This is a genomic window from Paenibacillus jepli (genome assembly GCF_047238105.1).
Taxonomy (GTDB): Bacteria; Bacillota; Bacilli; order Paenibacillales; family Paenibacillaceae; genus Paenibacillus_D.
This window is the reverse complement of record NZ_JBDFMD010000001.1, coordinates 5,722,294-5,748,530: the sequence shown is the minus strand read 5'-3', so window position 1 is coordinate 5,748,530 and position 26,237 is coordinate 5,722,294. Positions and strand designations below refer to the sequence as shown.

Below are 26,237 nucleotides of genomic sequence, written 5' to 3'. Positions count from 1 at the left end.
TTGTGGAAGCTTATATCACCACACATGAGCTTAGTTTGTATTATAAGACCTTTCACGCTCTTAAAAGCATATCGCTCAGCATTCCCAGCAAATCCATCACCGCCTTCATCGGTCCGTCAGGCTGCGGCAAGTCGACGTTGCTGCGGACGCTGAACCGGATGAATGACAGAATCCCGGGCACTCGCATCACTGGTGAGATCAAGATCGATGGCACGGACATCTACGATCAGACGGTGGATGTCGAGACGCTCCGCCAAAAGGTCGGCATGGTATTTCAACAGCCCAACCCGTTTCCCAAGTCCATCTATGACAATGTGGCTTACGGTCCCCGCATGCATGGCATCCACAATAAGAAGAAGCTGGACGAGATCGTCGAGACCAGCCTCCGCTCAGCCGTGTTGTGGGATGAGGTCAAGGATCATCTGAAGCGGTCGGCGCTCAGCCTCTCCGGCGGTCAACAGCAGCGGTTATGCATCGCCCGGGCGATCGCCGTCAATCCCGACATCCTGTTGATGGATGAAGCGACTTCCGCGCTCGACCCGATCTCCACATTGAAAATCGAGGAGCTGGCCCAGGAATTGAAAAACCGCTATACCATCGTCATGGTCACGCACAACATGCACCAGGCGGCTCGCGTCTCCCAGCAAACCGTATTTTTCTTAAACGGCGAGTTGGTCGAGGCAGCTCCGACGGAGCAGCTCTTCGCTCGTCCCGAGCACAAACGGACGGAAGATTATATCAGCGGCCGGTTCGGCTGAGCCTTCATCTATACACCAGACACGCCAAAGCCCCCTGCGGCTCCCTGACGGACGGGAAGCTGCGGGGGGCTTTGGCCTGGTGATGCGCAGAAGTCTGTTACGCGCCTGGCGTGACCATCACTTTGCAGATATCGTTGGTGAACTGTACCGGATCTTCGATCGGCAGACCCTCGATAAGCAGCGCCTGATGGTAGAGAAGATTGGTATACAGACCGAGCTTTTCTTTGTCGTTCGCGTAGCTGTTCTTGAGGGACTCGAATACCTCGTGGCTGCTGTTGATCTCCAGCACCTTGTCGGCTTTGACGTTTTCGTTGTTCGGCATCGCCGCGAGGATCTTCTCCATCTCGATCGTCAGCTCGCCCTCAGTGGTGAGACAGACCGGGTGGCTGCGCAAGCGCTTGGACACGCGGACGTTTTTGACCTTGTCGCCAAGGATCTCCTTCATCGCCTCGAACAGCTCCTTGTGCTCGTTCTCGGCCGCTTCGTCCTTGTCCTCCTTCTCCTCTTCACCCAGACCAAGGTCGCCGCTGGAGACATTCTTGAACTCCTTCTCCTTGTAGCTGGTCAGCATCTTGATGGCGAACTCGTCGATGTCGTCGGTGAAGTAGAGAATCTCGTAGCCTTTGTCGGCGACCATCTCGGCCTGCGGCAGCTTCTCGATGCGCTCGATCGACGAACCGGCGGCGTAATAGATATATTTCTGGTCCTCCGGCATGCGGCCGATATACTCATCCAGCGTAACAAGCTTCTTCTCCGTAGACGAATGGAACAGCAGCAGATCCTGCAGCACATCCTTGTCGCGGCCGTACTCGTTGTATACCCCGAACTTCAGCTGACGTCCGAATGCTTTGTAGAACTTCTCGTAGTTCTCGCGCTCGTCCTTCAGCAAGCTCTGGAGCTGGCTCTTGATCTTGTTCTTGATGTTCTTGGCGATCAGCTTCAACTGACGGTCATGCTGCAGCATCTCCCGCGAGATGTTGAGCGAGAGGTCCTCGGAGTCGACCATCCCTTTGACGAAGCTGAAGTAGTCCGGCAGCAGATCGCCGCATTTGTCCATGATCAGGACACCGGCAGAGTACAGCTCCAGCCCCTTCTCGTACTCTTTGGTGTAATAATCGAACGGCGTATTCTCCGGGATGAAGAGGATCGCGTTGTAGACAACCGCGCCGTCGGCGCTGATATGGATATGCTTCAGCGGCTTGTCGAAGCCGTAGCGCTTCTCCTGGTAGAACGCTTCGTAATCCGCGTCTGTCAGCTCGCTCTTATTCTTCTTCCAGATCGGCACCATGCTGTTGACGACCTGCTCCTCGGTGTACTCTTCGTACTCCGACTCGCTGCCTTCCTTCAGGCGCGACGAGGGGATCTCCATCTTGATCGGATGGCGGATGAAGTCGGAATATTTCTTGATGATCGCCCGCAGCCGGTATGGCTCGAGGAACTCGTCGTAGTTGTCCTCTTCGCCGTTCTCCTTGATCTTGAGCGTAATATCGGTACCTACTGCAGCTTTCTGAGCAGGCTCGATCGTATAGCCGTCAGCACCGTCGGACTCCCATTTGTAAGCTGTGTCGCTGCCCAGCGCCTTACTGACGACAGTCACACTATCCGCCACCATGAATGCCGAGTAGAAGCCGACGCCGAACTGGCCGATGATGTCATGGCCGTCCTTGATCTCGGTCTCCTTCTTGAAGGCCAGCGAGCCGCTCTTGGCGATGACGCCGAGATTGCTCTCCAGCTCTTCCTGGGTCATGCCGATCCCGGTATCGGAGATCGTCAGCAGCCTGGCGTCTTTGTCCGCCGTCACCTTGATATAGTAGCTGTCCTTGTCATAGACGAGCGAATCGTCGGTCAAGGCCTTGTAGTAGATTTTGTCGATGGCGTCGCTGCTGTTGGAGATTAGCTCGCGCAGGAAAATCTCCCGCTGCGTATAGATCGAGTTAATCATCATCTCCAGGAGCCGCTTGGATTCTGCCTGGAATTGCTTCTTTTCCACTTCCACACTCTCTCCCTTCACAATTAAGAAAACGGATGTTGTTAAGGTTGGACTATGGCTATTTTAGCACTCTTAGGCACTGAGTGCCAAGTGCTTTTTTTGCACGCGAAGACCCCGCCGTATGACGCAGCGGGGCCTCGCACAACCTTATTTTGTAAAGATATGATTGCCGATAACGATCGTGACCGGGCGGCTGCGCACCCACTGATTGTCCGTTTTGTCCGGATTGAAGAAGACGAGCGCCCCCTTGGAGGGATCGCTGCCGGTCATCGCCTCGTCAACTGCACGGATCGTCTCTGCGGACGGTACGGCACTATAGATTCGTTTGTCCAGCACGGGTGAATATTGATAGTAGGACTTCCCGTTATAGGAAGTGACATGGAAGATCGTATCTTTGATCGTATCCGGCCAATACCCCGTCGTATCCAACACACGGTTGATGATCGAAGCCGCAACCGCTACCTTGCCTGTGTAGCTTTCCCCGCCGGCTTCCGCTTCCGTGATGCGGTACAGCCAGGTCATATCTTCAGCCGTCGCCGAGACGCGTTTGATATTCGCAATGGACTGCGGCTTGTAGTTGCCGCTGCTCGTGCGAAGCGATACCGTGCGGCTGGCTGCGTCGTAGGCAGTCGTCATACCGAGCTTGTCGGCTGTATAAGCCAACGGAACAAAAGCTCGCCCACCTTGCAGGAATGCCGAGGCGATCAGTTCTTCACTGCGCCACTGATTGCTGCCCCAGTCGTAATCGGCATGACTGCTATGTACGGGAAACGCCAGCGTGAGCGCGCCCTGCCGCAGCACGGCCGAGCGGTATTGGGTGCTCCAGGATACTTGAACGCCTAATTGATTGAACAGAACCGCCGGTACCATCATCCGGTCATGACGAATTGCCGCAGGCGTCTGGATCTCAGTCCCGTCAACGGTAAGCTTCAATGTCTGTACTGGTGCAGCACTTGCGGCAACCGGTATGACGATGATGCTTGCCATTACAACAAACCAGCCTAGCATTTTACCTGTAAATTTCATCCATCGATTCCTCCTATCCGTTGTCTACTCTACTACAGATAGATTGATAGGAACCATGGCAATAATATCCTATGTACCGCTCTGGATCAGGAATGTAAAGGGATGCAAGGAATGGGAAAATACGCTTCAGCCCATGGCTGGACTGAAAAAAAGAAGACCGTTCGCACGGCCCTCTCCTGTAAAATCATCCTTTATTTACTAGAAGCGTGGTGAAAATTAGACCTACGTTGTGCGGATGAATTCCGGGAGCAAAGGCGAACGCTCAACGCTTTCTGCAAGAAAGCGACTTCGAAAGCATACGCCCTTCTCCAGGACAATTCCGCCCCACTTCCGGCACTTTTTCACCAATCTTCTAGGTCTTGCGGCGCTCCCGCCTTGGCATAGATCGCGGCGATCAGCTCCGTTGCTGCACCTGCCGATTCCCCATCTACATACGGAGACCGATCCTCCTCGATGCTGGCTATAAAATCTGCGCACAGCCGCTCGAAGAGCACGTCAGGGACGGCATCCGGATCTGACTCCGGCAGCGGCTGCTCCACATGCGGCAGATTCCAGGAGAGGACCCTGTCGAAATCGAAAGCGATACTGCCCCGCTCGCCCGAGATCTCGATGCGGTCGCTGCTCGCGCCGACACAGCCCGTGGACGCCTCGATCATGCCGACCGCTCCGCTCCGGTAACGGATGACGGCATAGCCGTGATCCTCGGTCTCGATGTCGTGAGCAATCCTGAACATGTGGGCGCCGATCACTTCAGCGAAGCCGCCGCCAAGCCAGTTCGCCAGATCGATCATATGGCTGCCCTGCTGCATGAACGGCCCCCCGCCGTCCTCCGCCCACGTACCGTGCCACGAATCGTAGTACGCGGCATCGCGATAATGCTTCAGCGTGACATCAAGCACCTTGAGCCGTCCGAGTGCGCCGGAATCGATCAGCGCTTTGACGGTCTGGATATGCGGCGTGAAGCGGCGCATATAAGAGACCGCCAGCTTGACGCCCTGTCGCCGGCAAGCCTCGAGCATCACTCGTTGTCTCGCCGGATCGATGTGCAGCGGCTTCTCGCACAGGCAATGCAACCCTTGCGTCGCCGCCCCCAGCACACCTGCCTCGTGCGCTGCATTGGGGGTGCAGACGACCGCAGCCGTCGCCCCGGACCGGACGGCGACCTCGGCGATATCGGTACCCCAGACGCTGATGCCTGCCGCTTCGGCGAATGCCCGGGCGCGCCCCTCGTCTCGGCCCACCACGCCGACCACCTCCGCTTGCGGCAGCTTGCCAAAGGCGTCGAGATAACGTTTGCTGATGGTGCCATGACCGATTATTATAATTTGGTGCTTGTTCATTGGTCATCCGCTCCTTTCACCGTGTTCCTTTCCCATTGTAAAGGAAGCGGTTGCGCAATGCCACAGCAATAAGCTATCGAAGCGCAGGATGGATGGATAATGCTCGCCATCTGATGCTCAGGCTGGCCGCAGATGCGTCCAACTGCCGTTTGGCAGTTCGATGAACATTAACCAAATGCAAATTGTTACTTGGATCGCACCATCGGGCGGGATTCCCGCCATTCAGGTGCAAATTGCAGCTTGTTGAAAAAATGCCGATGGGTGCGGAATCGATTCTGGTCGACGCTTTCTGGAAGAAAGCGACTTCGGGAGCATAAGCTGCGAAGCGTTCGCCTTTGTTCCCGGATTTCCCCCTTTAAAAGAGTGCCAAAATCAAGAAATCTGGGAACAACAGCGATCGGAAGAACGATCCGTTACCTTGAGGCTTTATTTTTCAACACCCTGAAATTGTTACTTGGATCGCAGCATCGGGCGGGCTTCCCGCTGGATCGCGCCAAAAAGGCGGGATCCCCGCCCTTCGACACTGGGGAAACCCGCCTCCTTTAACTAACCCTTTCAGTTCATCTGGTAGATCCTCGCTTCATGGGGGCCCAGCTGCAACGGTGCGCCAGGCTCGTCATCCGCTCCGGCATAGTTGTCCAGCAGCAGCACGCGCTCACGCTTACGCCATGACTCCGGCAGCTCCAGTACAGCCGGCTGGTCAGCATGATTGAGCACGACCAGCCATACCATCTCGCCATACGTTCGAGTATACACATAGAGATGCTCATCATCCCGCCACGGCTCCAGTTCCTCGAACTCGCCATAGACCATAACTTCATACTGCTTGCGCAGGGCGATCAGCTTCTGATAGTAGCGGTAGACCGAGTCCGGGCTAGCCGCATCCTTCTCCACATTGATCTCCTTGTAGTTGGGATTGGGATGAAGCCACGGCGGTCCGCTGGAGAAACCGCCATGCTCGCTGTCGTTCCACTGCATCGGCGTACGCGAGTTATCCCGGCTGAGCGGCTGAAGCTCCTGCAGCACCTCTTCGGGGTCGCGTCCTTTGCCTACTTCCTCCTCATACCGGTTGCGCATCGCGATGTCATTGTAATGGTTGATCGACGGGAAACGGACGCCCGTCATGCCGATCTCCTCCCCCTGGTACACATACGGCGTACCGGGCAGTGTATGCAGCATCGTCGCCAGCAGCTTGGCGGACTGAAGCCTGAACGCCCCGTCGTTGCCGTATCTCGTCACCTGGCGGGTATGATCATGATTGTTGAGGAACTGGGAATTCCATCCCCGTCCCCATAGTCCGTCGTACCAGCGCCGCTGGATCTGCTTGAACCTGACCATGTCCCAGGCGGCCATCTCGTCGCACACCTCGAAGTGGAACAGCATGTTCAGCTCGCCCCGCTGTTCATCCACAAATTTCAATCCCTCTTCGGGACTGACGAACGCCGCCTCCCCTACCGTGACGGCATCATACCGGCTGAACACTTCGCGGTGCATCTCTTGCAAATAGTCGTGCAGACCCGGATTATTCGTCAGATAGGCGATATGCTCCGGCTTCTGGGCATCGGCAAAGACAGACGGCTTCGCCAGCAAAGCGATCGCGTCCAAGCGGAAGCCGTCGATCCCTTTGTCCAGCCAGCGGCGCATCATCGCATAGATCTCCTGGCGCAGCTCGGGATTGTCCCAGTTGAGATCAGGCTGCTCGGTCGCAAAGGAGTGAAAGTAAAATTGCTCCGTCCCGGCATCCCACTCCCATGCCGACGGCGTAAAGTAGGAGCGCCAGTTGTTGGGCGGCTGCAGGTCGTCCCCATCCCGCCAGATGTACCAGTCCCGCTTGGGATTGTCGCGCGAGGAACGGGATTCGATGAACCACGGGTGCGCCATCGACGTATGATTGACGACCAGATCCATGATCAGCTTCATGCCGCGGGCGTGCACTTCTTCCAGGAGCCGCTCCCAGATCTCCATCGTGCCCGCCTTGGGCATGACCGCTTCGTAGTCGGAGATATCGTAGCCGTTGTCCAGATCAGGCGATTCGAAGACAGGATTGAGCCAGATGATATCAATCCCCAGCCCCTGGATATAATCCAGCTTCTCGATCACCCCCTGCAGATCGCCGAAGCCATCGCCATTCGAATCGTAAAAGCTCCGCCAGTACACCTGGTAGACGACCGCTTCCTTCCACCAGGCTTTGAGAGGACCGGAAGAGCGGGAGTTTCGTTGCGTTTCTGTCATGATGCGCATTCCCTCCTTACTTCACAGCACCAGCCGCGATGCCTTTGATGATATACTTCTGAGCGAATGCGTAGAAGATGACGACTGGAATAATCGTCAGCGTCAGCCCGGCCATCGCCAGGTTCCAGACGATCGTGAACTCGCCGAAGAAATAAAACGTCGCCAGCGGTATCGTCCGCAAGGCCGTCGATGAGAGGACCAAAGATGGCAGCAGGTAGTCGTTCCACATCATGATCACGTCGAGAATGGCCACCGTCACCGTGATCGTCTTCAGCATCGGGAAGACGATCCGCCAGAACACGCCGAACTTGGTGCAGCCGTCGATCGTGGCCGCTTCCTCCAGCGCGATCGGCACGGATTTGATGAAGCCATGGTACAGAAACACTGCCATGCTTGCATGGAAACCGATGTTCATAAAGATCAGGCCTTCATGCGTATTAAGCATCGGAATCCCCGTGTTCGTCCGGATCGAGTCCATCACCTGCATCAGCGGCATCATCAGCGTCTGGAACGGGATGAGCATCGTCGAGACGAAGACGAGGAAGATGATCCGGCTCAGCCGGTTGTCCGTGCGCACGAGCATCCAGGCCGTCATCGACGCCAGCACGACGATGAACACGACCGAGACGATCGTCACATAGAGCGAATTGCCGAAGGCCGTGAGAAAGTTCATCTTGTCGATGGCTTCGCGGTAATATTGAAAGCTGAAGGTCGAGGGCAGCGACAGCACATTCTCATAAAGCTCGGCGCGGTTTTTGAACGAATTGATCAACATGATATAGATCGGCGACAGAAAGGCCAGTGCAGCGATAAAGAGCAGCGCCTCCAGCAACCATTTTCCCGGCTTGTTCATTACATCTGCACCTCTCTTCGCTTCGTGATGATCACCTGGGTTATCGTAACGGCGGCGACCATGATGAAGAAGACGATCGCCTTCGCCTGGCCGAGTCCATACCTGCTGTAGCCGAAGATTTCATTGTAGATATTCATCGCCAGCAGCTCTGTCGAGTTGACCGGTCCGCCGCCGGTGAGCGACAGATTGACGTCAAAGATCTTGAAGGCGCCAGACAAGGTCAGGAACAGACAGATCGTAAAGGAAGGCATCAGGAGCGGGAAGACGATGCGCGTGATGCGCTGCCACAGGTTGGCGCCGTCGACGCGGGCGGCTTCCATCACATCATCCGGGATCCCCTGGATACCGGCGATGTAGATGATCATCGTGTAGCCGGCCATCTGCCAGGCAAAGACGACGACCAGCGCATACAGCGCATATTGGGGATTCAGCAGCCAATTGAAGAAAAAGCCGGTCCACCCTGTCGCTTCGCCAATATTGCGGAAAGCGTCGCTGAAGATGAACTTCCAGATATAGCCGAGGATCAGTCCGCCGATCAGATTGGGCATGAAGAGCATCGTCCGGGCCGCGTTGCGGACGCGCAGCTTGCTGGTGACCAGCAGAGAGAAGAGGAGTCCGAACAGGTTGACGATGATGAGCGCCAGCACTGTAAATTGCAGCGTCACCCAACCCGATTGGATAAAACGCGAATCCTGGAATAGACGCATATAGTTGTCCAAGCCTACAAACACCTTGGGATTAGCGGCAATTCCATCCCAACTGATAAACGAGTAGTAGATCCCGATCAGAAACGGAATAATGACCACAATCGAAAACACAAACAGCAGCGGGACGGTAAATAGGGCAAACCATGCCCGGTCTCTATTTTTCTTCATCCGTATGCCTCTTTTCCACCGTGTATTGAACTTCAGACAAGACGAAAGCCTAACATGGCTGGCAAGTCAGGCTTTCGCATGTGCTATGCATTCATGGGTTAACTGGCGTTTGCCCATACCTGGTCCAGGCGCTCCAGGAATTGCTCCCCGGTCATGGATGACGAGAGGAAGAACTCCTGCGCCAGCGGCGCCAGGTCGTTGACGATGATGCCGGACGGGAAGAATGTAAAGGCCCACGGGATTGTATTACCGCTCTGGGTAGCATCGTAGACCGCTTGAGACAGCGGGTTCATCTCGGTCACTTCGATGTTGGTGACCGCCGGTATGAAGCCAAAGTCGTTGACAATCGCGTTTTGCCCGGTCTCGCTAGTAAACAGCCATTCCAGAAACGCATTAGCCGCTTCGATCTCGCCTTCGCTCGCTCCGCCGTTGATGACAAATGCGGTTGCGAGATCGACCGCCAGCTTGTCATTGCCCATCAAGGGGAACGGCATCATGCCGATGTCCATCTCGTCGAAGTCCGCGAGCATGCTGTAGCTCCAGTTGCCCTGATGGACCATCGCATTGCGTCCCGTGGCAAAGTCGCCCATCTGCCGGTCATAAGTAACCTCCAGCGGGTTGACCGCCTCCGCCCGGATCACCTCGAGGAATTGTGCAAACTCCTGGAACTCCGGCGTCTCTGCCATGGTTACTTCGCCTGCCGCCAGGCTCGCCAGGAAGGCTTGCGGATCCTCTTGCAGCGCAAACGGCGTATTGATGAGATGGCCAATCAGGAAATACGCTTCCTCCGACAGGCTCAGTCCATTCACGCCGTCAGCCTTGAGCTGCTGCAGCGTCGAAGTGAAGCTGGCCAAGTCTGTCACGTCGGAAGGATCTACAAGCTCAGTATTGTAGACGAGGCCATATCCCTCCACGCTTGTCGGCATGCCTACAATCTTGCCGTCGATCTCCAGCCCCATGCCGGGAGCCAGATAGGAAGCATAGGATTGGTCAGACATATCGTAGAAGTAGGATTTGAAACGCTCCGCTTCTTGACCCGGCTGGATGCTGAAGATCGTCGGACCTTCGTTGGCCGTTAATCGGGCTTGCAGCTGCGTCGTATAAGCATCCCCTGCAGAGCCCCATACTTCTACCTGGTTGCCTGTTTCTTCGGTATAAGTCCGGGCCAAAGCCTCCAGCTCTCCCGCAATCTCTACCTTGGATTGGAAGATCGAGATGGGCTGCATGGCAGCCGTTCCCCCATTATCCGGGGTGTTGGTGCCCGGTGCAGGATTGTTTGCCCCATTGCCGCATGCCGTCACGACAGCCGCTACCGTTACTGCAGTCAGTAAACACGAAAAATATTTTACTCGCTTCAAGATACACGCCCCCTCAGTTTTATTCATTCTCAGTTACTATTACCATCATATTGCGTACTGTAAACACTTCCATTAATAAAATTAAGTATAATATCTAAGTAAAATATATTGATCGACAAGTAAAATTATACCTCGCACCTTCATCACGAATTGTCAGGGGTGGTCTGTCGCCAAGTAACGGAGGCATTGAGCTTGAACGGCTGCGTGAGCGCCTGTCCCTTAATCATCTCGAGGAGTTCCCTCGCCGCCAGATAGCCGCTCTCATAGCGGGGAATAGAAACCGTCGTCAGACCGGCCATATCGGCAGTCTCCGAATCGTCGAAGCCTGTGACCGCGATCTGTCCGGGTACCCGGATGCCGCTTTCCTCAAACGCTTTGATCGCGCCGATCGCCATATTATCGTTCGCACAGATCAGGGCTTCCGGAAGATCGGGACCGAGCGCCATAATCTTGGCCGCCTGATAACCGCTCTGTTCCCGGTAATTGCCATGGTAATAATATTTGCGATCGAAGGTCAGATTATTCTTGGCGAGCGTATCCGTCAGGCCAGCGTAACGCTCCTTGTTATCCAGCGTGTGCTCCTGGCCGCCGAGAAATCCAAACCGCTTCATCCCCATCTCAACCAACGTCTGCACCATCTCGCACATGACGGGATAGTTGTTCACGACAACACTTTTGACATTGGCCTTCTCATCTTCGATGATGCGGTCCATAACAACGATCGGAAACTCCGGCGTTGCAGCGGCCAGCACATCCTCATCGGTCATGCTGCCATCCAGACAGATCGCCCCGCCTGCAAAGCTGCTGCGCATGAAGCTGGTGCTGGAGCGATTCGTGCAGATGACCAGATCGTAGCCATTCTCGGTCAAGTAATCGCTTATACCATGGATGATCTTGAGGTAGAAGTCCCGGTCGAAATCTTGAAAGACAAATAAAATGCGGTTCGCCTTGCTGGATCGCTCTTTTCTAGTCTGGGTGCTTAATTGATAGCCTTGCTCTTTGCAGATTTCCAAGACCCGCTCGCGGGTGGCCTGGCCGACGTTGGAGCGTCCGTTCAATACATTGGACACGGTTGACACCGATACACCTGCCAGAGCAGCGATGGTCTCCATTGTAACCATAGTTCGTTCCCCCTCACCTTACCGATCAGAATAAAGTACATTTTTACGTAAAAATAAGAGATTTTATGAAGTACACCCCTTCATTTTAATTTAAACTTTACTAATGTATTGTACAATCGAGTTCTTATTCAAACAGGGAAAGCCCGCCAGTACGCGAAAAACGTGCAAGTAAAAAATACAATCCAACAAGGTGAAACGGCTCCGCCTAAGAGTTTTGCGAAGTCTAATATTTAAATAAATCAAGGCAGTCATCCGGGAAGGATGACTGCCTTGGTAGATCATCGGACCACGTAGTATTTACTCGCCGAAGCTTACCCGATCCAATCGATATATATCTAACCCCGCCCCTCCGGATCTGCCAGCTTGCCGCGCTGGCGGTATTCGCTGGGCAGACACCCGGTATGCTCGCGAAAGCGCCGGCTGAAATACTTCTCGTCTGTATACCCGATCTGCTCGGCTACCCAAAGAACGGTATGATTGGTCTCGCGCAGGTATGCTTTCGCTTGCTCCATCCGGTGATACCGGACATATTCATTGAAGGGCATGCCCAGGAGGTCACGGAAGCACTGGCTAAAGTAGCTGCGGCTCATATGCGATTCGCGGGCAAGCACTGTCGCCTGCAGCGGCTCGGCCAGCCGTTCATGAACCTGCCATGCGGCTCCCAGGATCGCCTCTCTCACCTCCGCCGAATAGAGCGGTTTGCTGAGACGGTCAGCCAGCAGGTTGCGGGATGCCCGCAGCCAGTGCGCGACCTCATGCCAGGAGGTCAGCCGCTCCGGCAGCTCCAGCCGTTCCGGCGCGTAGAAGCGGTGCCACGCCATCACCCACAGCTCCAGCTCTGCCAGCAGCTGGGCTGGCGGCAATCGGAGCTCGCGCAGCTCGTCCAGCAGCTCCTCGAACCTTGCTTCCCGGTGCAGCCATGCCAGCGACTGCCACCGCTCCCTCAATGCCAGCTGGTCCGGTTTGGCAAGCGGCTCGGGATGCTCTTCCACCGACAAGTCGATGTTATACCACAGCTGCTGCGGACGCCAGTCATAGAAAAAACCGTGTCCCCGATAGGCGGCCAGCCGCCGTTCAAGATGACCGGGTTCGAGATGAGCCAGTCCCTCCACCGAGAGCAAGGCAAGGTGCGGATACTGTCCGCTTAGCTCCTCCAGCCGCGTCCGCTCCTCGCGGAATGCTCGCTCATCCCGGGGCAGCGCGACATAGAGGCCGTCAGCTGCCTCAGCGTACCCGGGCAACGCCGTGTCCAGGTCAGCTCCGCTACCAGCGGGAGGCCCCTCTGTCTCCCGGACGATGACAGCCAGTCCCTTCTCGGGAGCCGGCTCGCCAGGTGCTCCCTCCTCTGGCTGTGCTTGTCCGCGGGCACGTCCCTGCTCCTCCGCGATGCGTCCACAGATGCGGGCCAGCACTTCATCGAACTGCTCTTCCTCCAGCTGCACCTTGGCGACATAATCGATCGCGCCCAGCCGCAGCGCTTCCTGGATGTACTCAAAGTCTTGATGCAGCGTCAGTACGACGATGAAGATATGGGGGTACCGCTTGCGGACCGCCCGCATCAGCTCCAGCCCTGACATGACCGGCATCGACAAGTCGGTGAGCAGGAGATCGATCTGCAGCGTCTCCAACTGCTCAAGCGCCTTCTCGCCATTGCGGGCCTCCCCCGCGACACGCAAGCCGTATTTCTCCCATGGCATCGCCGATATGAGCCCTTTGCGCACCAGCTTGTCGTCATCTACGATCAGCACGTTCATCCCTTGTCCTCCTTCCGATACGGCAGGAACAGACGGATCGCCGTCCCCTTGCCCAGCTCGCTGTCGATGGTCAACCGCGCCTGACCTTCGTAGTGGGAATGGATGATCCGCTTGACATAGCTCATACCGATTCCCATACCGACCTTCTCCTTGGCATCCTGCTTTTCTTCGAGCAGCTCTGCAATCTTCTCATCGGTAATGCCGGTGCCGTTATCCTCGATCGTGATCTCCACTTCCTCATGCAGCGCTACGCCTACGAAGATTTGTCCGCCGTCATCGAGCCCGTGATACAGCGCATTTTCGACCAGCGGCTGCAGGATGAACCGGGGTACCTCGATATCCAGCACCGCATCATCGACATCGATCCGTACGTCAAATTCAAAGTCGTAGCGGATCTGCTGCAGGATGAGATACTGCCGGAGCGAGTCGATCTCCTCCCGGATCGTCGAGCCCTCGCCCAGCTTGCCCAGATTGTAATGAAGCAGCTTGTTAAGCGAGAGCACCAGCCGGTCGATTTCCTTTTGCCCGTTCATGACCGCGAGCCAGTGCGCCGTATCCAGCGTATTCATCAGGAAATGAGGATTAATCTGATGACGCAGCTTCTCCACTTCCAGATCGGCGCGCCGCTTCTCCTTCTGCTCAACCTCTTGGAACAGCGTGGAGATCTGATCCTTCATGTTGCGGAACTGATGGATCAGGTAGACAAATTCAGGTATCGTCGTCTGGGGCGGCGGCAAGTTCGTACGGGTGCCGATGACATTTTTCATCTCGAGACTGAACTGGTTGAGCGGCTTGTAAACCATCTTCCATAGCAGCCAGGATATCAATAGCGCTACTATTGTGAATAACAGCAGCAATCCCCCCATCTGCAACAGCCACGTATTGCGTTCTTCGTTGTATTCGGCGGACGGGATCAGCGAGACGATGCTCCAGCCTTGATTGCTGACCGACTTGAACCAATAGTAGCCGTCCAACTGGCCCGAGGCGGCGATGTCGCCGTAGCCGCCCCCGCCACCTGTCGACAGGCCCTCAAAATACGTGTCCCTCGGAAAAACATCGGCCACCTCGCTGTAAGCGATCCTCTGGTCATTGTCCAGAATGAGATGATACGAATGCTTGGCAATGCGATCGCTTTCGAGAATGTTCTGGGTCAGCTTGAAATCGGATTCGATATAGACGAATACCCCGTTCTGATCCGGCAGATCAATCTGGCGCATCGCCGACAGCACATATTGATCGTTATAAAGTGTGTTGCTGACATGAGGTCCGAAATAAGTGATCCGATGATACTCTGCCAGCCGTGGCAGATTCTGGAGCGAAAAGTCGCTTCTCAGTGCCGTGCTCTCGAACATATGCCGATCCTGATTGGTAAAGTAGTACAAGACCAGTCCCGTCGAAGGATTCGTAAAGGTGATCAAGTTCAGTTCCGACTTGATGCTCTCAACCAGACTGGCTCTCTCGTAAGGCTGGACCTCCATCAGCAATTGTTCCAGCCGCTGGCCGACACTTCCCGGATAAGCAAGCTGCTGGGAGACGTGATTGAGATTGCTGATGGTGCTCTCCAGTGACAGCTTGACCTGATGCAGGTTGCTCTGTACGCCCGAATTCAGGTTTTTATTGAGAATCGCCGTGATCGCCTGATGCGATAGCAGCACGGCACACAGAAATGGAATCAGCGTCGCTGCTCCGAATATGAGCAGGATCCGCTTGCGCAGTGTCGTCTGCTCGAATAGATATTCTCGTAATCGTCTTAATGAGAAAGTCATGCAAAGTGCACCTCTGTGACTGTAGTAGGATAGTAGCATTATATCAGAAGAGAGCCGGCAGCAGGAGACTTCCGCTCTATGAAGTACGCTGCTGCGCTCACAAAACAGACATATTCTGCGCCAGGATTAACTCCAAAGAGTCATGTGCGGCTACCTGGTCCCGTCCTATACTGACTAAAAATAGAGGATTTATGTGATAGAAGACAAGAATGATTACGAACTTGAACCGTTCCAATGAAAATCCTTGCCCCCGGGCCGCGCACCGGCTCCAGATCCCGCTTGATGTCCGCGATTTACGCTTCCGTGTGGAGATGATCTTCGCGCCATTCATCATTATCCTGGCCATCAGCGGCTCCGTTTATCTGTTCAAGCCGCAGATCGTAGGCTATCTGTATAAGGACATGCTGACCGTACGAGTCCAGACAGATGGACTGGAAGCCATGCCTGCCAAGCGGTTTGCGGTGGGAGCCGATGCCGTGCATGAGCTCGCTGCGCTCGAGGCTGCATTGGCTGGCCAAGCGCCGGCTGAGACGGGCGGCGGCATCTCCCGGCATGACAAAGCCCGTGTTCTTCCTCCGGTATGGAGATGAACACGGGCCGCGTGCATAGTACGATCACTTCATCCGCTGCTTGCGCGCTCCAGGGGATCGGCGGGACGGACTTCGATCCACCCGGTATCCGCCAATGGCGCGAGTCTGCGGATCAGCCGGGCTGTAGCATCGGCGCCAGTGTGGACGAGCAGCGTGCGCTGCGGCTGCAGCGCCGCCAGCATGGCCAGCACATCGGGCAAGCCCTGATGCACTTTGTAGCGGAAGCAGGCGATCTCGCACGCCTGCAGCTGGCTGACAGGCCCAGGCTGGGCGGCACGCGCATCGATGCTGAGGTGCCCGGTGAAGAGCACGGCATGCCGGGCCTCGCCCTGCAGCAGTCGGCCATAGGTGCGCGCCGGCTCAGCAAGCATCATCCCGTCAGGCGAGAGGATGATGTGCGGTTCATCCGCAAGCAGCCGGCGGCGCGCCGCCGCTGAGCCGACCTGACGGATGCGATGCAAGGCGTGAGCCAGCCGTTCTGCCGCACCGGGACGCAGCCAGCCGGTGACAGGTGCGGACCGCAGGAGGCGCGCCCACTCCTCCGCCAGAGCCGTCTCTGCGGCCAGCGGGAACTGCGGCAGCCGCTCAGTCAGCTCGACCAGCAGCTCCATGCCGCGGCCGCGCAGCGGTACCGGCAGCAGCGCATGGCCGCCGCGCGCCTTCACCTCCGCCAGCTTGCCGGCAAGCTCTTGCAGATGCAGAGCTTGGCTGCCGGCAGCGTCGCCGTACGCCGCATCGAGGATGGCCAGCTCGAGCACACGGCCTCCGAACAGGCGGGCATCCGGCAGCGTCGCCTGTAGAAGCGGCGACTCGGAGCTGTAGTCGCCGGAGAAGAAAGCCAGACGGCCAGCAATGTCCAGGAGCAGCCAGACGGCTCCCGGCAGATGGCCGCTGGGCCCCCAGCAGACCCGCAGCCCAGACGCGACCGTCAGCCAGCTGCCTGATGGCGCTTCCTCGTCCAGGAAGCGATAGCGCAGCCGCTCCCAATCGGAAGCTTCATAGGGCACGGCCGCACCGCGACCTTCCGCGTACGCCCGCCAGGCTTTGGCATATCCCGGCAGCTGCAGGTAGGTCTCCCGCGTCAGCCACACCTCGCCGTCATAGCCCCAGCGCAGCAGCAGCGGCAGTGCCGCCATATGATCCTCATGGGCATGGGAGAGGAATACCGCTCCGAGCTGGGCGGCCCGCTCCGGGACGATGCGGGGATAGCGGCCGCCGCTTTCTTTTTTGCCGCCGCAATCCAGCAGCACCGAGATCCCCCCGGCCTCCAGCCGGTAGCACGAACGGCCATGCTCCCCCGCGCCTCCCCATACCTCCAGTTCGATTCGTTCTATCATGCGTGCCTCACTTTCTGTCAGCTCCCAGATGATTCATCACCACCAGCACGAGCGTAGTCAGGCCGACGGAGACGACCGCCATCGCCATGCCCAGCGACACTTCCCCCTGCTCGAACTGGCTGAAGATAAAGGTGGCTGTGACCTGCATCGACGGCGGCAGCACCATGAGTGATGCCACCAGCTCGCGCGCCGAGATCGTAAACGTCATCATCCAGCCCGCCAGGATGCCGGGGACGAGCAGAGGCAGGACGATCCGGCGGAACAGATAAAACGGGCTGCCGCCGAACACCCGGCCAGCCTGGACCAGGCTGCCGTCGATCTGCCCGGCTGATGACTTGATGTACTGCACGGAATAAGGCAGGAAGAAGACCACATAGGTAAGGACGACCATCGTGTACGTATTGTAGATCGGGATGGGCATCCACGGCGCATTCCACAGCAGGATCAGACCGACGACGATGACGATGCCGGGCACGGTGTTGGGCAGCAGGCTGAACAGATCCAGACTGCGCTGGGACAGGCGTTTCATATTGCCCATCTGCAGCACCAGGAATGTGCCGATCAGCACGGCCACAGTCGCCGCCAATGCGGCTAGTCCCATACTGTTGGTCAATGCCTGCCAGCCTTTGGAGCCCGGACGGAGCAGCTCCACGTAGTGCGCCAGCGTCACATTGCTCCAGGCCAGGCCGTCTCCTCGCAGCTTTTGCATGGAAGCCGCGATGATCGAGAAGTACGGGATGCCGATCGAGCAGCACAGCAGCAGCACGGTATACCCCCACCCGAGGATGGCCCGCCAGCCGCGCAGCGGCAGCATGCGGATGCGCATGCCCTTGCCGCCAAGCGTCCGGTACTGGTGGCGGCGGCTGATGATGCTCTGCACATACCAGAACATCAGGCAGGCGCCGAGCAGCACCGAAGCCAGCGCCGTTGCCTTGCCGAAGTCGATCGGCCAGCTGGAGGTGAAGCGATGGATCTCGCTCGTCAGCACGTAGTAGCCGATCTGCCGGCCAAAGGTGGCTGGCGTGCCGAATTCGGCGATCGTCTTGACGAAGACGAGCAGCGCGCCCATCGCATAGCTCCCAACCAAGAGCGGCAGGACAACCCTGCGCAGCCGGTAGAGCATGCCGCCGCCATGGACGCCGGCCGCTTCCTCCAGCGACCCGCCGATCCGCACCAGCGCATTGCGCAGGATCAGATACAGGAACGGGAACAGATGCAGGCTCATGATGGCCACCATGCCGAACAGGCTGAAGAATGCAGGCGTCACACCGGCGGCGGCTGGCAGCAGCTGCTCTGCGAAGCCGCGGCGCTGCATGAACAGGATCCAGCCCATCGAGCCTATATAGGGCGGGGTCATGAACGGAATGATCAGCACGACATCCAGCCAGGCATGACGACCGACCGTCGTCCGGGCCGCCAGGAAAGCCATCGGCAGCGCGAGCAGCGTCGAGCCCATCACGACCCAGCCGCCCAGGGCGATCGAGTTCCAGAAGATGCCGAGCAGGCCCGGATCGGACAATACTCTCAGCGGGGCGAGCGCATCGAAGACGCCATCCGGGAACAGGCTATGCAGCAGCACCATCGATAGCGGGACCAGCACCAGCACGCCGAGGAGCAGCAGGCCAAGTCCCATCCGCCATGAAGCAGCGGGGAGCCGAAGCCCCCCGCGATGCTGGTTATTCATGGTTTACTTGAACAGCTCCAGGAAGCGCGCGCTGATCGCTTCGCCCTGTTCGCTCATCCAGTTCCAGTCGTAGTCCAGCAGCTTGATGTCCTCGGTGTTGACGCGATTGTCGGCCTTGATATCGGCTCTTCCCGGCAGCAGATATGCACTTGTGACCAGCGCCTGGGCTTCGTCGGAGAGCAAGTAATCGATGAATAGCTGGGCATTGTCCAGATTCGGAGAAGTTTTCATAATCATGGCTGCCCGCGGGTTGATGACCGTGCCGGATTCGGGATAGACGATGTCGACCGGTTCACCCTTGGCTTTGGCGCTATATGCCATGTAGTCGACACCAGCCATGACGATGCTCTTGGCCCCGGTGATAACCGGATCGAGCGCTTCTTTGTTGGCGCCGGCCATCGCTACGCCGTTCGCTTTGAGCTGTTCGAAGAGGCTCCAGTCCTCATCGCCCTGGTCGTTAAGATAACCGGAGATGAAGTCGAGCGCCGAGCCCGACAGCGACGGATCAGGGATGTTGACGACGTCTTTCCACTGCTCGTCGGTAAGTTCGGACCAGACGGCAGGCGGCGCATCGACCAGCTTCGTGTTGTAAGTGATCCCTAGCGCCGATGCGCTGTAGCCGAACAAATGACGGTCGCTGTCGACCCAGTCCGGCTGCAGCTTGTCTGCCTGCGCCGCTTCCGGGTAGGCTTGCGTCCAGCCCTCGGCTTTCATCGCCATCGCCGATGGCCACGAGGCCAGGACGACTACGTCGGCTACCGGGTTGCCCTTCTCTGCCTCAAGACGGCCCAGCACCTTGCCTGTCGTCCCGTCGAACTGCTCGACCGTGACGCCATACTTGGCCTCGAAGCCTTCGCGGATCTTGGCAGCCAGTCCTTCCGGCCCGGCCGTGTAGACGACGACTTTGCCCGATGGCGCAGCAGGTTGCTCGGCAGGCTGCTCGGCAGCCGTAGTTTCGCTTGGGGCGCCTGTAGTGCTATTTGCATTGGCGGCTGCATTGGTGCTGCTGTTGCTGCTGCCTGCTGCGCCGCAAGCGCTGAGCAAGCTGCTGGATAGCAGCAGCAACGCCAGCGACCACCGCCATGTTCTCGTCTTTGCCATGTGATTCATTGCCGTATTCATCGATTCATAACCTCCCTGAGTTGGTGTTGCCCTGGTATAACAGTTGTTGCGGTTTCAGCGGTTGTTGAGCTTGCTTGCCGGGGGCCGTCTGCCAGCGTGTGAATGTGATGTTCCCCGACGCCCAACTGCACAGTTCCGCCGACGGCCAACCGTTCATGGTGGTAAGCCGTCCAGATGGTCCCGTTATCCAGCTGCACCGCTACCTCGTAGCGGTCTCCCAGATAAGAGACCCGGCTGATACAGCCTTCGAAGAGGCGATCGCCCGGTCTGGCTGTCCACCTGACATGCTCGGGCCGCACCATCTGCCGATCCGGCTCGATCCAGTTGGAGCGGCCGACGAACTGGGCGACGAACGGATGGCTCGGCGTATGATAGATCACCTCCGGCTCGCCGCTCTGAAGTACCTTGCCCTGCTGCATGACGATGATCGTGTCGGACATCGCCATCGCCTCCGTCTGGTCATGCGTGACATAGACGGCTGTCAGCCCCAGCTCCCGCACCATCTGGACGAGCTCCTCGCGCATCTCGTCCCGCAGCATGGCGTCCAGGGCGCTGAGCGGTTCATCGAAGAGGATCAGGCCGGCCCGGGCAGCGATTGACCTGGCAAACGCCACCCGCTGCTGCTGCCCGCCCGAGATCTGATGCGGGTATCGCTTCTCAAAACCCTTCAGCCGTACGGCCTCGATCGCCTCCGCGACGCCAGCCGCCGTTTCCTTGCGCCGGCCGCGGGCTTTGAGCCCGAAGGCGACATTCTCGTAGACAGTCATGTGCGGCCATAACGCAAAGTCCTGGAACACCATCCCCAGTTCTCTCTGCTGAGGCGGCAGGATGATGCCTCTCGCGGTATCGCAGACGATGCGGTCGCCGATCCGGATCATGCCGCTGTCCGGCTGTTCCAGGCCGGCGATCAGCCGCAGCAAGGTCGTCTTGCCACAGCCCGAAGGACCCAGCAAGGTGGTGAAGGATCCTGACGCGATGTTCAGCTCCAGCGGATGCAGCGCGGTGGCTCCGTCGAATGACTTGGTCACGCCGCTTAATGTTATCTGCATATGTGCTGTTCCCCCTTTCTCATCTTCACTTGCTTGTTTAAGCATAGCCCCCTTTCATCTGCGTGATATTTTCGTAGTGTTAAGTGTTTATTAAATAAACTATTAAGTTATATACAATCGCATAGAGATAATCTATAATCTGGATGACCTTGACTGTGAAGCTGCGGATCCCCCTCGCACAGACTAAACTCCCTCGCCGCTGGGGCGGGATCAGAGGAGGCAACCGCAGTACGACACGTTGAGAGTCCAAGCCGCGGACTCGATCGAATGCAACCGCAGTATGGACACGATAGCGCCTATTTGGAACAAAACCTGCAGAATGCTGGGGTGGCGGACACACGATCCGTTATTTGCTGGTTTTAGGCGCATCGGACGCCCTCCCCAGGCCGATAGCGTATCCTCTGTCCGCAAGTTCATCTAAAAACCTATCCATGGTCGAATTAACGTCTGCTGTGTCCGTTCGGTCGGCAAGTGGGCCGGTGCGTTGCAGCTCAGCAGACGGTCGATTCCGACGCTCTAAGGGAAAAAAAGTGCGTTGCAGCTAGGCGGACGGCCGACTCCGACGCTCTAAGGGAAGAAAAGTGCGTTGCAGCTCAACGACCGATTCCTGGTTATGCTGATCTTTCTTCGTCCTTCCAGGACGTGCGGCTTTGTCGGAGAAATACAAGCCAAGTAGTTAGGTGAAACATATACGCCGTCTTTGAACAAAGCCCTGGAGGCGATCCAACCGTGAACTTTATCAAACTGGACATCCTTGTCCTGCTCGACAAGCACAAAAAAATAACCGCCGTCGCTGGCGCCCTGGGCGTCAAGCAACCGACGATTACGTTTCACATGAAAAGTCTGGAGGAGCAATACGGCGTCCCCCTCTTCGAGATGAACGGCGGCAAGTATGAGCTGACGCGTGCTGGCAAAGCGCTGCTCCACTATGCCCGGCAGATCCGTTCGCTGGGTCTGGAGGCTGGCCGGGTCATGGCTGAGCAGCGGTCGCCCGATCGGGGAACCTTCCATATCGGAGCAAGCTACGTAGCAGGCACTTACCTGCTGCCAGCATGGATTCACCGCTTCCGCGAGACCTATCCGGAAGTGGAAGTGCGGCTGACCATCCGGACAGCGCCGGTCATCCGGCAGCTGCTGGCCGAGCGCCGGATCGACCTCGGCTTCATCTCTGCCCAGCACACAGAGGGCGATAGCCTGCACTGCGAGCCGCTGTGCGCGGACCGGCTGGTCGTGGCGTTCGCGGCAGATCACCCGCTCGCCGTACGAACCAGTCAGGTGGCCGCCGGGGGAGAAGCAGATGTTGAAACGGACAGCCATCTCCGACTGGCTTCCGACGCGATTGCAGCGAACGACGCACTTGTCGCATCAGCAGACCGGGTGGCCGCCGGGGCAGAAGACGGGACAACCGCCTCTGCGCGACAAGCAGCTGATGAGATAGCAGCGAACCACACGCTTGTCGGAAGAACCATCCAAGTAGCGGACTTGGAAGGCGACGCGGGAGCCGAAGGGTACGCACTAACCCAGCCAGCGCCTGAGGACATCGCGGCCTATCCGTTTCTATTCCACGGCCAGCAGTCGACTACCCGCGAGATGACGGACCGCTGGGCCGCAGTTCATGGCATCGAGCTGCAGCGGGGGATGGAGCTTGATTCGCTGGAGACGATCAAGCGCTCCCTTGTGCTGGGCAAGAGCGTCACCTTCATCTCGCACATGGCGATTCGCGAAGAAATCGCCTCCGGCCGCCTGGCCTGCGCTCCGCTTCCGGGCGAACATCCAAAGCGCATGATCTATGCCTGCTACCATCCCGAACGCTGGATGTCGCCGCAGATGAGCGCCTTCCTCGAGCTCGTCCGCCAGCAGGAAGAGCTGCAAGCGCCATGACTGGCTTTTGCAGCTTCTTAGCGGTACTGGCAGGCAGATCCCGGCTGTAGGAGGCCGTCTGCCGCAACGAACCTTTCTTCCCTTGCAGCAACTCCACTAGCCTCGCCGCCTGCAGCAAGCAGTTGTCTCTCCTCCCGACTCACCCCGACCGCAGGGCGTGCCGGCCTTCGGCCGCGCACCTTCCCTCGTCGATCCGTCGCATCGCCTGTTCCACCTCATGAACCTCCGGCTCGCGCACATGCGCGAGCGGATAGTCGCGGCCCAGCGCCCGCCATTTGTAGACGCCCATCCGGTGATAGGGCAGCAGCTCCAGCTTGGCCACCGAAGCGAGCCCTCCAACGAAGCGCCCCAGATTATACAGATCATCCTCGCCATCTGTCAGGCCCGGGATCAGCACATGGCGGATCCACACCGGTTTATTGATCGCCGACAAATGCTGAGCGAAGCGGAGGATCCTGCTGTTGCTCCGGCCTGTCAGCCGCTCGTGGCGGAGTTCATCCATCAGCTTCAGGTCAAGCAGGACCAGATCGGTCGCATCCAGCAACTCAGCGGCATTGCTCGCCTCGCAGAACCCCGAGGAGTCCAGCGCTGTATGCAACCCCCAGCGCGCTTTGCATTCACGGAACAGCCTGGCGACGAAAGGCGCTTGCAAGGTCGGTTCGCCGCCTGTGACCGTAATGCCGCCTCCGGAACGCTTGTAATAGCTGATATAAGGCTCGATCTCCGCCAGCACGTCCTCCACCGTCACCTCTGTCCCGCCTGCCGTATCCCAGGTGTCGGGATTGTGGCAGAACTGACACTGCAAGGCGCAGCCTTGCATGAACAATACAAACCGTATCCCCGGCCCGTCTACCGTCCCGAACGTATCCATCGAATGTATCCGTCCCTTGGCCATCATGACCGCCTCCATTCCCCCGGCGCACGGCGCCACTGTTGCTGTCTGCGCCATCCCCTCCAAGGCTGCAGCTTGCCAGCACGTGTAAAAGGCTTTGATGGAGATACGCCGAACAGGTATTAGAACCTGTGTGAAACATATAAACTCTTATAAATTGCAAAATACTTACTTCCCTCTGTATCCTGTCTTCAGCCGCCCGCCCTGCGACGCTAGCCGACGGCTGTCCCCGATGTTCTTGACTGCAGAAACAGCCCTCTCTCCCCCTACACCTGCCCGTGGAACGTCCGGTTGATCACATCAAGCTGCTGCTCGCGCGTCAGTTTAATGAAGTTGACCGCATAGCCCGACACCCGGATCGTCAGCTGCGGATATTGCTCCGGATGCTCCATCGCATCGATTAGCTGCTCGCGGTCGAATACATTAATGTTGAGGTGATGTCCCGAGTCGGCAGCATAACCATCCAGCAGCGAGACGAGATTGCTGATCCGCGTCTGCGGTTCTTTGCCCAGCGCCTTCGGGATCAGGGAGAAGGTGTTGGAGATGCCGTCCTGACAGCTGTCGTAAGGCAGCTTCGCGACTGAGGCCAGCGAAGCCAGCGCCCCTTTGCGATCCCGCCCGTGCATCGGATTGGCGCCCGGAGCGAACGGTACGCCTGCGGCGCGTCCATCCGGCGTGCTGCCCGTTTTTTTGCCGTACACCACGTTGGAGGTGATGGTCAACACGGACATCGTCGGCACCGCATCCCGGTAAGTGTTGTGCTTGCGCAGCTTGGCCATAAACGACTCGGTCAGCCGTACCGCAATCTCGTCAACACGTGCATCGTTGTTGCCGTACTGCGGGTATTCACCCTCGATCTCGAAATCGACAGCGATGCCCTGCTCGTTCCTTACAGGACGCACAGTCGCATAGCGGATCGCACTAAGCGAGTCGGCAGCGACTGACAAACCGGCGATCCCGCACGCCATCGTCCGCAGGATGTCGCGGTCATGCAACGCCATCTCCAGCCGTTCATACGCATACTTGTCATGCATGTAATGAATGACGTTGAGCGTCTGGATATACAGCTCCGCCAGCCAATCCATCACCCGGTCATAGCGTGCCATGACCTCCTCGAAGTCCAGCTTGCTGCCGGCGAGCGGCTGCTCCGCCGGACCCACCTGGAGGCCCAGCTTCTCATCAACCCCTCCGTTAATGGCGTAGAGCAGCGCTTTGGCTAGATTGGCCCTGGCGCCGAAGAACTGCATCTGCTTGCCGATCCGCATCGCCGAGACGCAGCAGGCGATCCCGTAATCGTCGCCAAAGATCGGCCGCATCAGGTCGTCATTTTCGTATTGGATGGCACTGGTCTCGATCGACACCCGCGCGCAGTAGTTCTTGAAATGCTCAGGCAGCCTCTCCGACCACAGCACCGTCAGATTGGGCTCCGGCGCCGGTCCCAGGTTGTAGAGCGTATGCAGGATGCGGTACGAGCTGCGTGTGACCCGGCTCTTGCCATCATCCGCCATACCCCCGATCGACTCGGTGACCCAGGTCGGATCGCCGCTGAACAGCTCGTTGTAATCCGGGGTCCGCAGGAATTTGACGATTCGCAGCTTCATGACGAACTGATCCATCAACTCCTGGGCTTCCAGCTCGCTCAATGCCCCTTCCCGCAGATCGCGCTCCAGATAGATATCGAGGAAGCTGGAGACGCGGCCGAGACTCATCGCTGCTCCGTTCTGCTCCTTGATGGCGCCGAGATAAGCAAAGTACAGCCACTGAAATGCTTCTTTCGCCGTGTTGGCCGGCTTGCTAATATCGTAGCCGTAAGCTGCCGCCATCTGCTCCAGCTCCTGCAGCGAACGAATCTGCTCGGAGAGCTCCTCGCGCAGGCGGATGACCGGCTCGGTCATCGCTTCCCGCTCCAATTCCTTGAGCTCCTGCCGTTTGCCCGCAGCGAGCCGGTCCACCCCGTACAGCGCGACCCGGCGGTAATCGCCGATAATACGACCGCGCCCGTAAGCGTCGGGCAGCCCCGTGATGATCCCGGCTTTGCGCGCATTGCGCATCTCTGCCGTATAGACATCGAACACGCCTTGGTTATGGGTTTTGCGGATGGTGGTGAACAGGTGGACAATCTCCTCCGGCAGTTCGTAGCCGTAGGCTTTGCATGCATCCAGAACCATCTTGATGCCGCCGAAGGGCTGGATGGACCGCTTGAGCGGCGCGTCCGTCTGCAGACCGACGATCTGTTCTTTGTCACGATCGATGTAGCCCGGCTCGTGAGCAGTGATCGAAGAGACTGTCTGCACATCGACATCAAGCACACCGCCCCGTTCACGCTCCAGCTTCATCAGTTCCTGCAGCCGGGACCACAGACTGCTGGTCGCTTCCGTAGGCGGCGCGAGGAACATCTCGTCTCCATCGTAAGGCTGTATATTGCGATCCAAAAAGTCTTTGATATCAATCGTATCCTGCCAGGCTCCCCCGGCAAACCCGCGCCATGCCCCGTCTGCCGCCGAACCGGCTTGCGGCTTCAACTCCGCTTCTTTCATCGCCATATTGAATCATCCTTTCGCTACGCGCATCCGGTTCCGCAGCCCTGTTCAAGAGAGGCGGGAGCCCTC

19 protein-coding genes are annotated in these 26,237 nt (G+C 57.8%); 3 read left to right on the top strand and 16 right to left on the bottom strand.

Annotation, left to right across the window (positions count from 1 at the left end; genetic code table 11):
• The first annotated feature begins 2 nt into the window (after window positions 1-2).
• Window positions 3-758 carry a phosphate ABC transporter ATP-binding protein PstB gene (gene pstB / locus ABC336_RS24050; RefSeq protein WP_413241063.1) on the top strand — a complete coding sequence of 252 codons (756 nt, stop codon included), beginning with the start codon at window positions 3-5 and terminating at the stop codon, window positions 756-758.
• Between the two features lie 97 nt (window positions 759-855).
• On the opposite strand, the gene htpG is transcribed toward pstB, so the two are convergent.
• The 10 genes from htpG to ABC336_RS24000 all read right to left on the bottom strand — a co-directional run bounded on the left by htpG (window position 856) and on the right by ABC336_RS24000 (window position 15,073).
• Complete coding sequence (gene htpG / locus ABC336_RS24045) at window positions 856-2,748, bottom strand: molecular chaperone HtpG (RefSeq protein WP_413241062.1); 1,893 nt, start codon at window positions 2,746-2,748, stop codon at window positions 856-858.
• A 147-nt stretch (window positions 2,749-2,895) separates the two neighbouring features.
• Window positions 2,896-3,774, bottom strand: a complete 879-nt coding sequence (locus ABC336_RS24040) for a cell wall hydrolase (RefSeq protein WP_413241061.1) — start codon at window positions 3,772-3,774, stop codon at window positions 2,896-2,898.
• 341 nt (window positions 3,775-4,115) lie between these two features.
• Window positions 4,116-5,114, bottom strand: a complete 999-nt coding sequence (locus ABC336_RS24035; protein ID WP_413241060.1) for a Gfo/Idh/MocA family protein — start codon at window positions 5,112-5,114, stop codon at window positions 4,116-4,118.
• Window positions 5,115-5,669: 555 nt separating this feature from the next.
• On the bottom strand, window positions 5,670-7,355 hold the full coding sequence (locus tag ABC336_RS24030) for a glycoside hydrolase family 13 protein (protein ID WP_413241059.1): 1,686 nt from the start codon (window positions 7,353-7,355) through the stop codon (window positions 5,670-5,672).
• A gap of 7 nt (window positions 7,356-7,362) precedes the next feature.
• The gene (locus tag ABC336_RS24025) at window positions 7,363-8,199 is read right to left on the bottom strand and encodes a carbohydrate ABC transporter permease (RefSeq protein ID WP_413241058.1); all 837 of its coding nucleotides are present in this window, start codon (window positions 8,197-8,199) and stop codon (window positions 7,363-7,365) included.
• Window positions 8,199-9,074 (bottom strand): carbohydrate ABC transporter permease, encoded by an 876-nt coding sequence (locus ABC336_RS24020; RefSeq protein WP_413241057.1) that lies wholly within the window; start codon window positions 9,072-9,074, stop codon window positions 8,199-8,201. Before ABC336_RS24020 ends, ABC336_RS24025 begins: the two co-directional genes overlap by 1 nt.
• A gap of 98 nt (window positions 9,075-9,172) precedes the next feature.
• Window positions 9,173-10,432: a sugar ABC transporter substrate-binding protein gene (locus ABC336_RS24015; RefSeq protein ID WP_413241056.1), complete on the bottom strand. Its 1,260-nt coding sequence runs from the start codon at window positions 10,430-10,432 to the stop codon at window positions 9,173-9,175.
• Window positions 10,433-10,575: 143 nt separating this feature from the next.
• Window positions 10,576-11,553: a LacI family DNA-binding transcriptional regulator gene (locus ABC336_RS24010; RefSeq protein WP_413241055.1), complete on the bottom strand. Its 978-nt coding sequence runs from the start codon at window positions 11,551-11,553 to the stop codon at window positions 10,576-10,578.
• 335 nt (window positions 11,554-11,888) lie between these two features.
• Window positions 11,889-13,307 carry a response regulator gene (locus tag ABC336_RS24005; protein ID WP_413241054.1) on the bottom strand — a complete coding sequence of 473 codons (1,419 nt, stop codon included), beginning with the start codon at window positions 13,305-13,307 and terminating at the stop codon, window positions 11,889-11,891.
• On the bottom strand, window positions 13,304-15,073 hold the full coding sequence (locus ABC336_RS24000) for a sensor histidine kinase (protein ID WP_413241053.1): 1,770 nt from the start codon (window positions 15,071-15,073) through the stop codon (window positions 13,304-13,306). Before ABC336_RS24000 ends, ABC336_RS24005 begins: the two co-directional genes overlap by 4 nt.
• A 209-nt stretch (window positions 15,074-15,282) precedes the next feature.
• On the opposite strand from ABC336_RS24000, the gene ABC336_RS23995 reads away from it, so the two are divergent.
• Window positions 15,283-15,663, top strand: a complete 381-nt coding sequence (locus tag ABC336_RS23995; RefSeq protein WP_413241052.1) for a PepSY-associated TM helix domain-containing protein — start codon at window positions 15,283-15,285, stop codon at window positions 15,661-15,663.
• Between the two features lie 29 nt (window positions 15,664-15,692).
• Here ABC336_RS23995 and ABC336_RS23990 read toward each other — a convergent pair whose 3' ends face one another.
• From ABC336_RS23990 to ABC336_RS23975, 4 genes are read right to left on the bottom strand one after another with little or no spacing between them, the layout of a single operon-like run.
• Complete coding sequence (locus ABC336_RS23990) at window positions 15,693-17,000, bottom strand: MBL fold metallo-hydrolase (RefSeq protein WP_413241051.1); 1,308 nt, start codon at window positions 16,998-17,000, stop codon at window positions 15,693-15,695.
• Window positions 17,001-17,007: 7 nt separating this feature from the next.
• Entirely contained in the window at window positions 17,008-18,684 is a 1,677-nt protein-coding gene (locus ABC336_RS23985; RefSeq protein ID WP_413241050.1) for an ABC transporter permease, read from the bottom strand.
• Between the two features lie 3 nt (window positions 18,685-18,687).
• Window positions 18,688-19,785 (bottom strand): ABC transporter substrate-binding protein, encoded by a 1,098-nt coding sequence (locus tag ABC336_RS23980; RefSeq protein WP_487247464.1) that lies wholly within the window; start codon window positions 19,783-19,785, stop codon window positions 18,688-18,690.
• A gap of 17 nt (window positions 19,786-19,802) precedes the next feature.
• On the bottom strand, window positions 19,803-20,855 hold the full coding sequence (locus ABC336_RS23975) for an ABC transporter ATP-binding protein (protein WP_413241048.1): 1,053 nt from the start codon (window positions 20,853-20,855) through the stop codon (window positions 19,803-19,805).
• 729 nt (window positions 20,856-21,584) lie between these two features.
• Here ABC336_RS23975 and ABC336_RS23970 point away from each other — a divergent pair.
• Window positions 21,585-22,736: a LysR substrate-binding domain-containing protein gene (locus ABC336_RS23970; protein WP_413241047.1), complete on the top strand. Its 1,152-nt coding sequence runs from the start codon at window positions 21,585-21,587 to the stop codon at window positions 22,734-22,736.
• A 139-nt stretch (window positions 22,737-22,875) separates the two neighbouring features.
• On the opposite strand, the gene pflA is transcribed toward ABC336_RS23970, so the two are convergent.
• Both pflA and pflB read right to left on the bottom strand, forming a co-directional pair.
• On the bottom strand, window positions 22,876-23,631 hold the full coding sequence (gene pflA / locus ABC336_RS23965) for a pyruvate formate-lyase-activating protein (RefSeq protein WP_413242590.1): 756 nt from the start codon (window positions 23,629-23,631) through the stop codon (window positions 22,876-22,878).
• A gap of 263 nt (window positions 23,632-23,894) precedes the next feature.
• On the bottom strand, window positions 23,895-26,171 hold the full coding sequence (gene pflB / locus ABC336_RS23960) for a formate C-acetyltransferase (RefSeq protein ID WP_413241046.1): 2,277 nt from the start codon (window positions 26,169-26,171) through the stop codon (window positions 23,895-23,897).
• Between the last annotated feature and the right edge of the window lie 66 nt (window positions 26,172-26,237).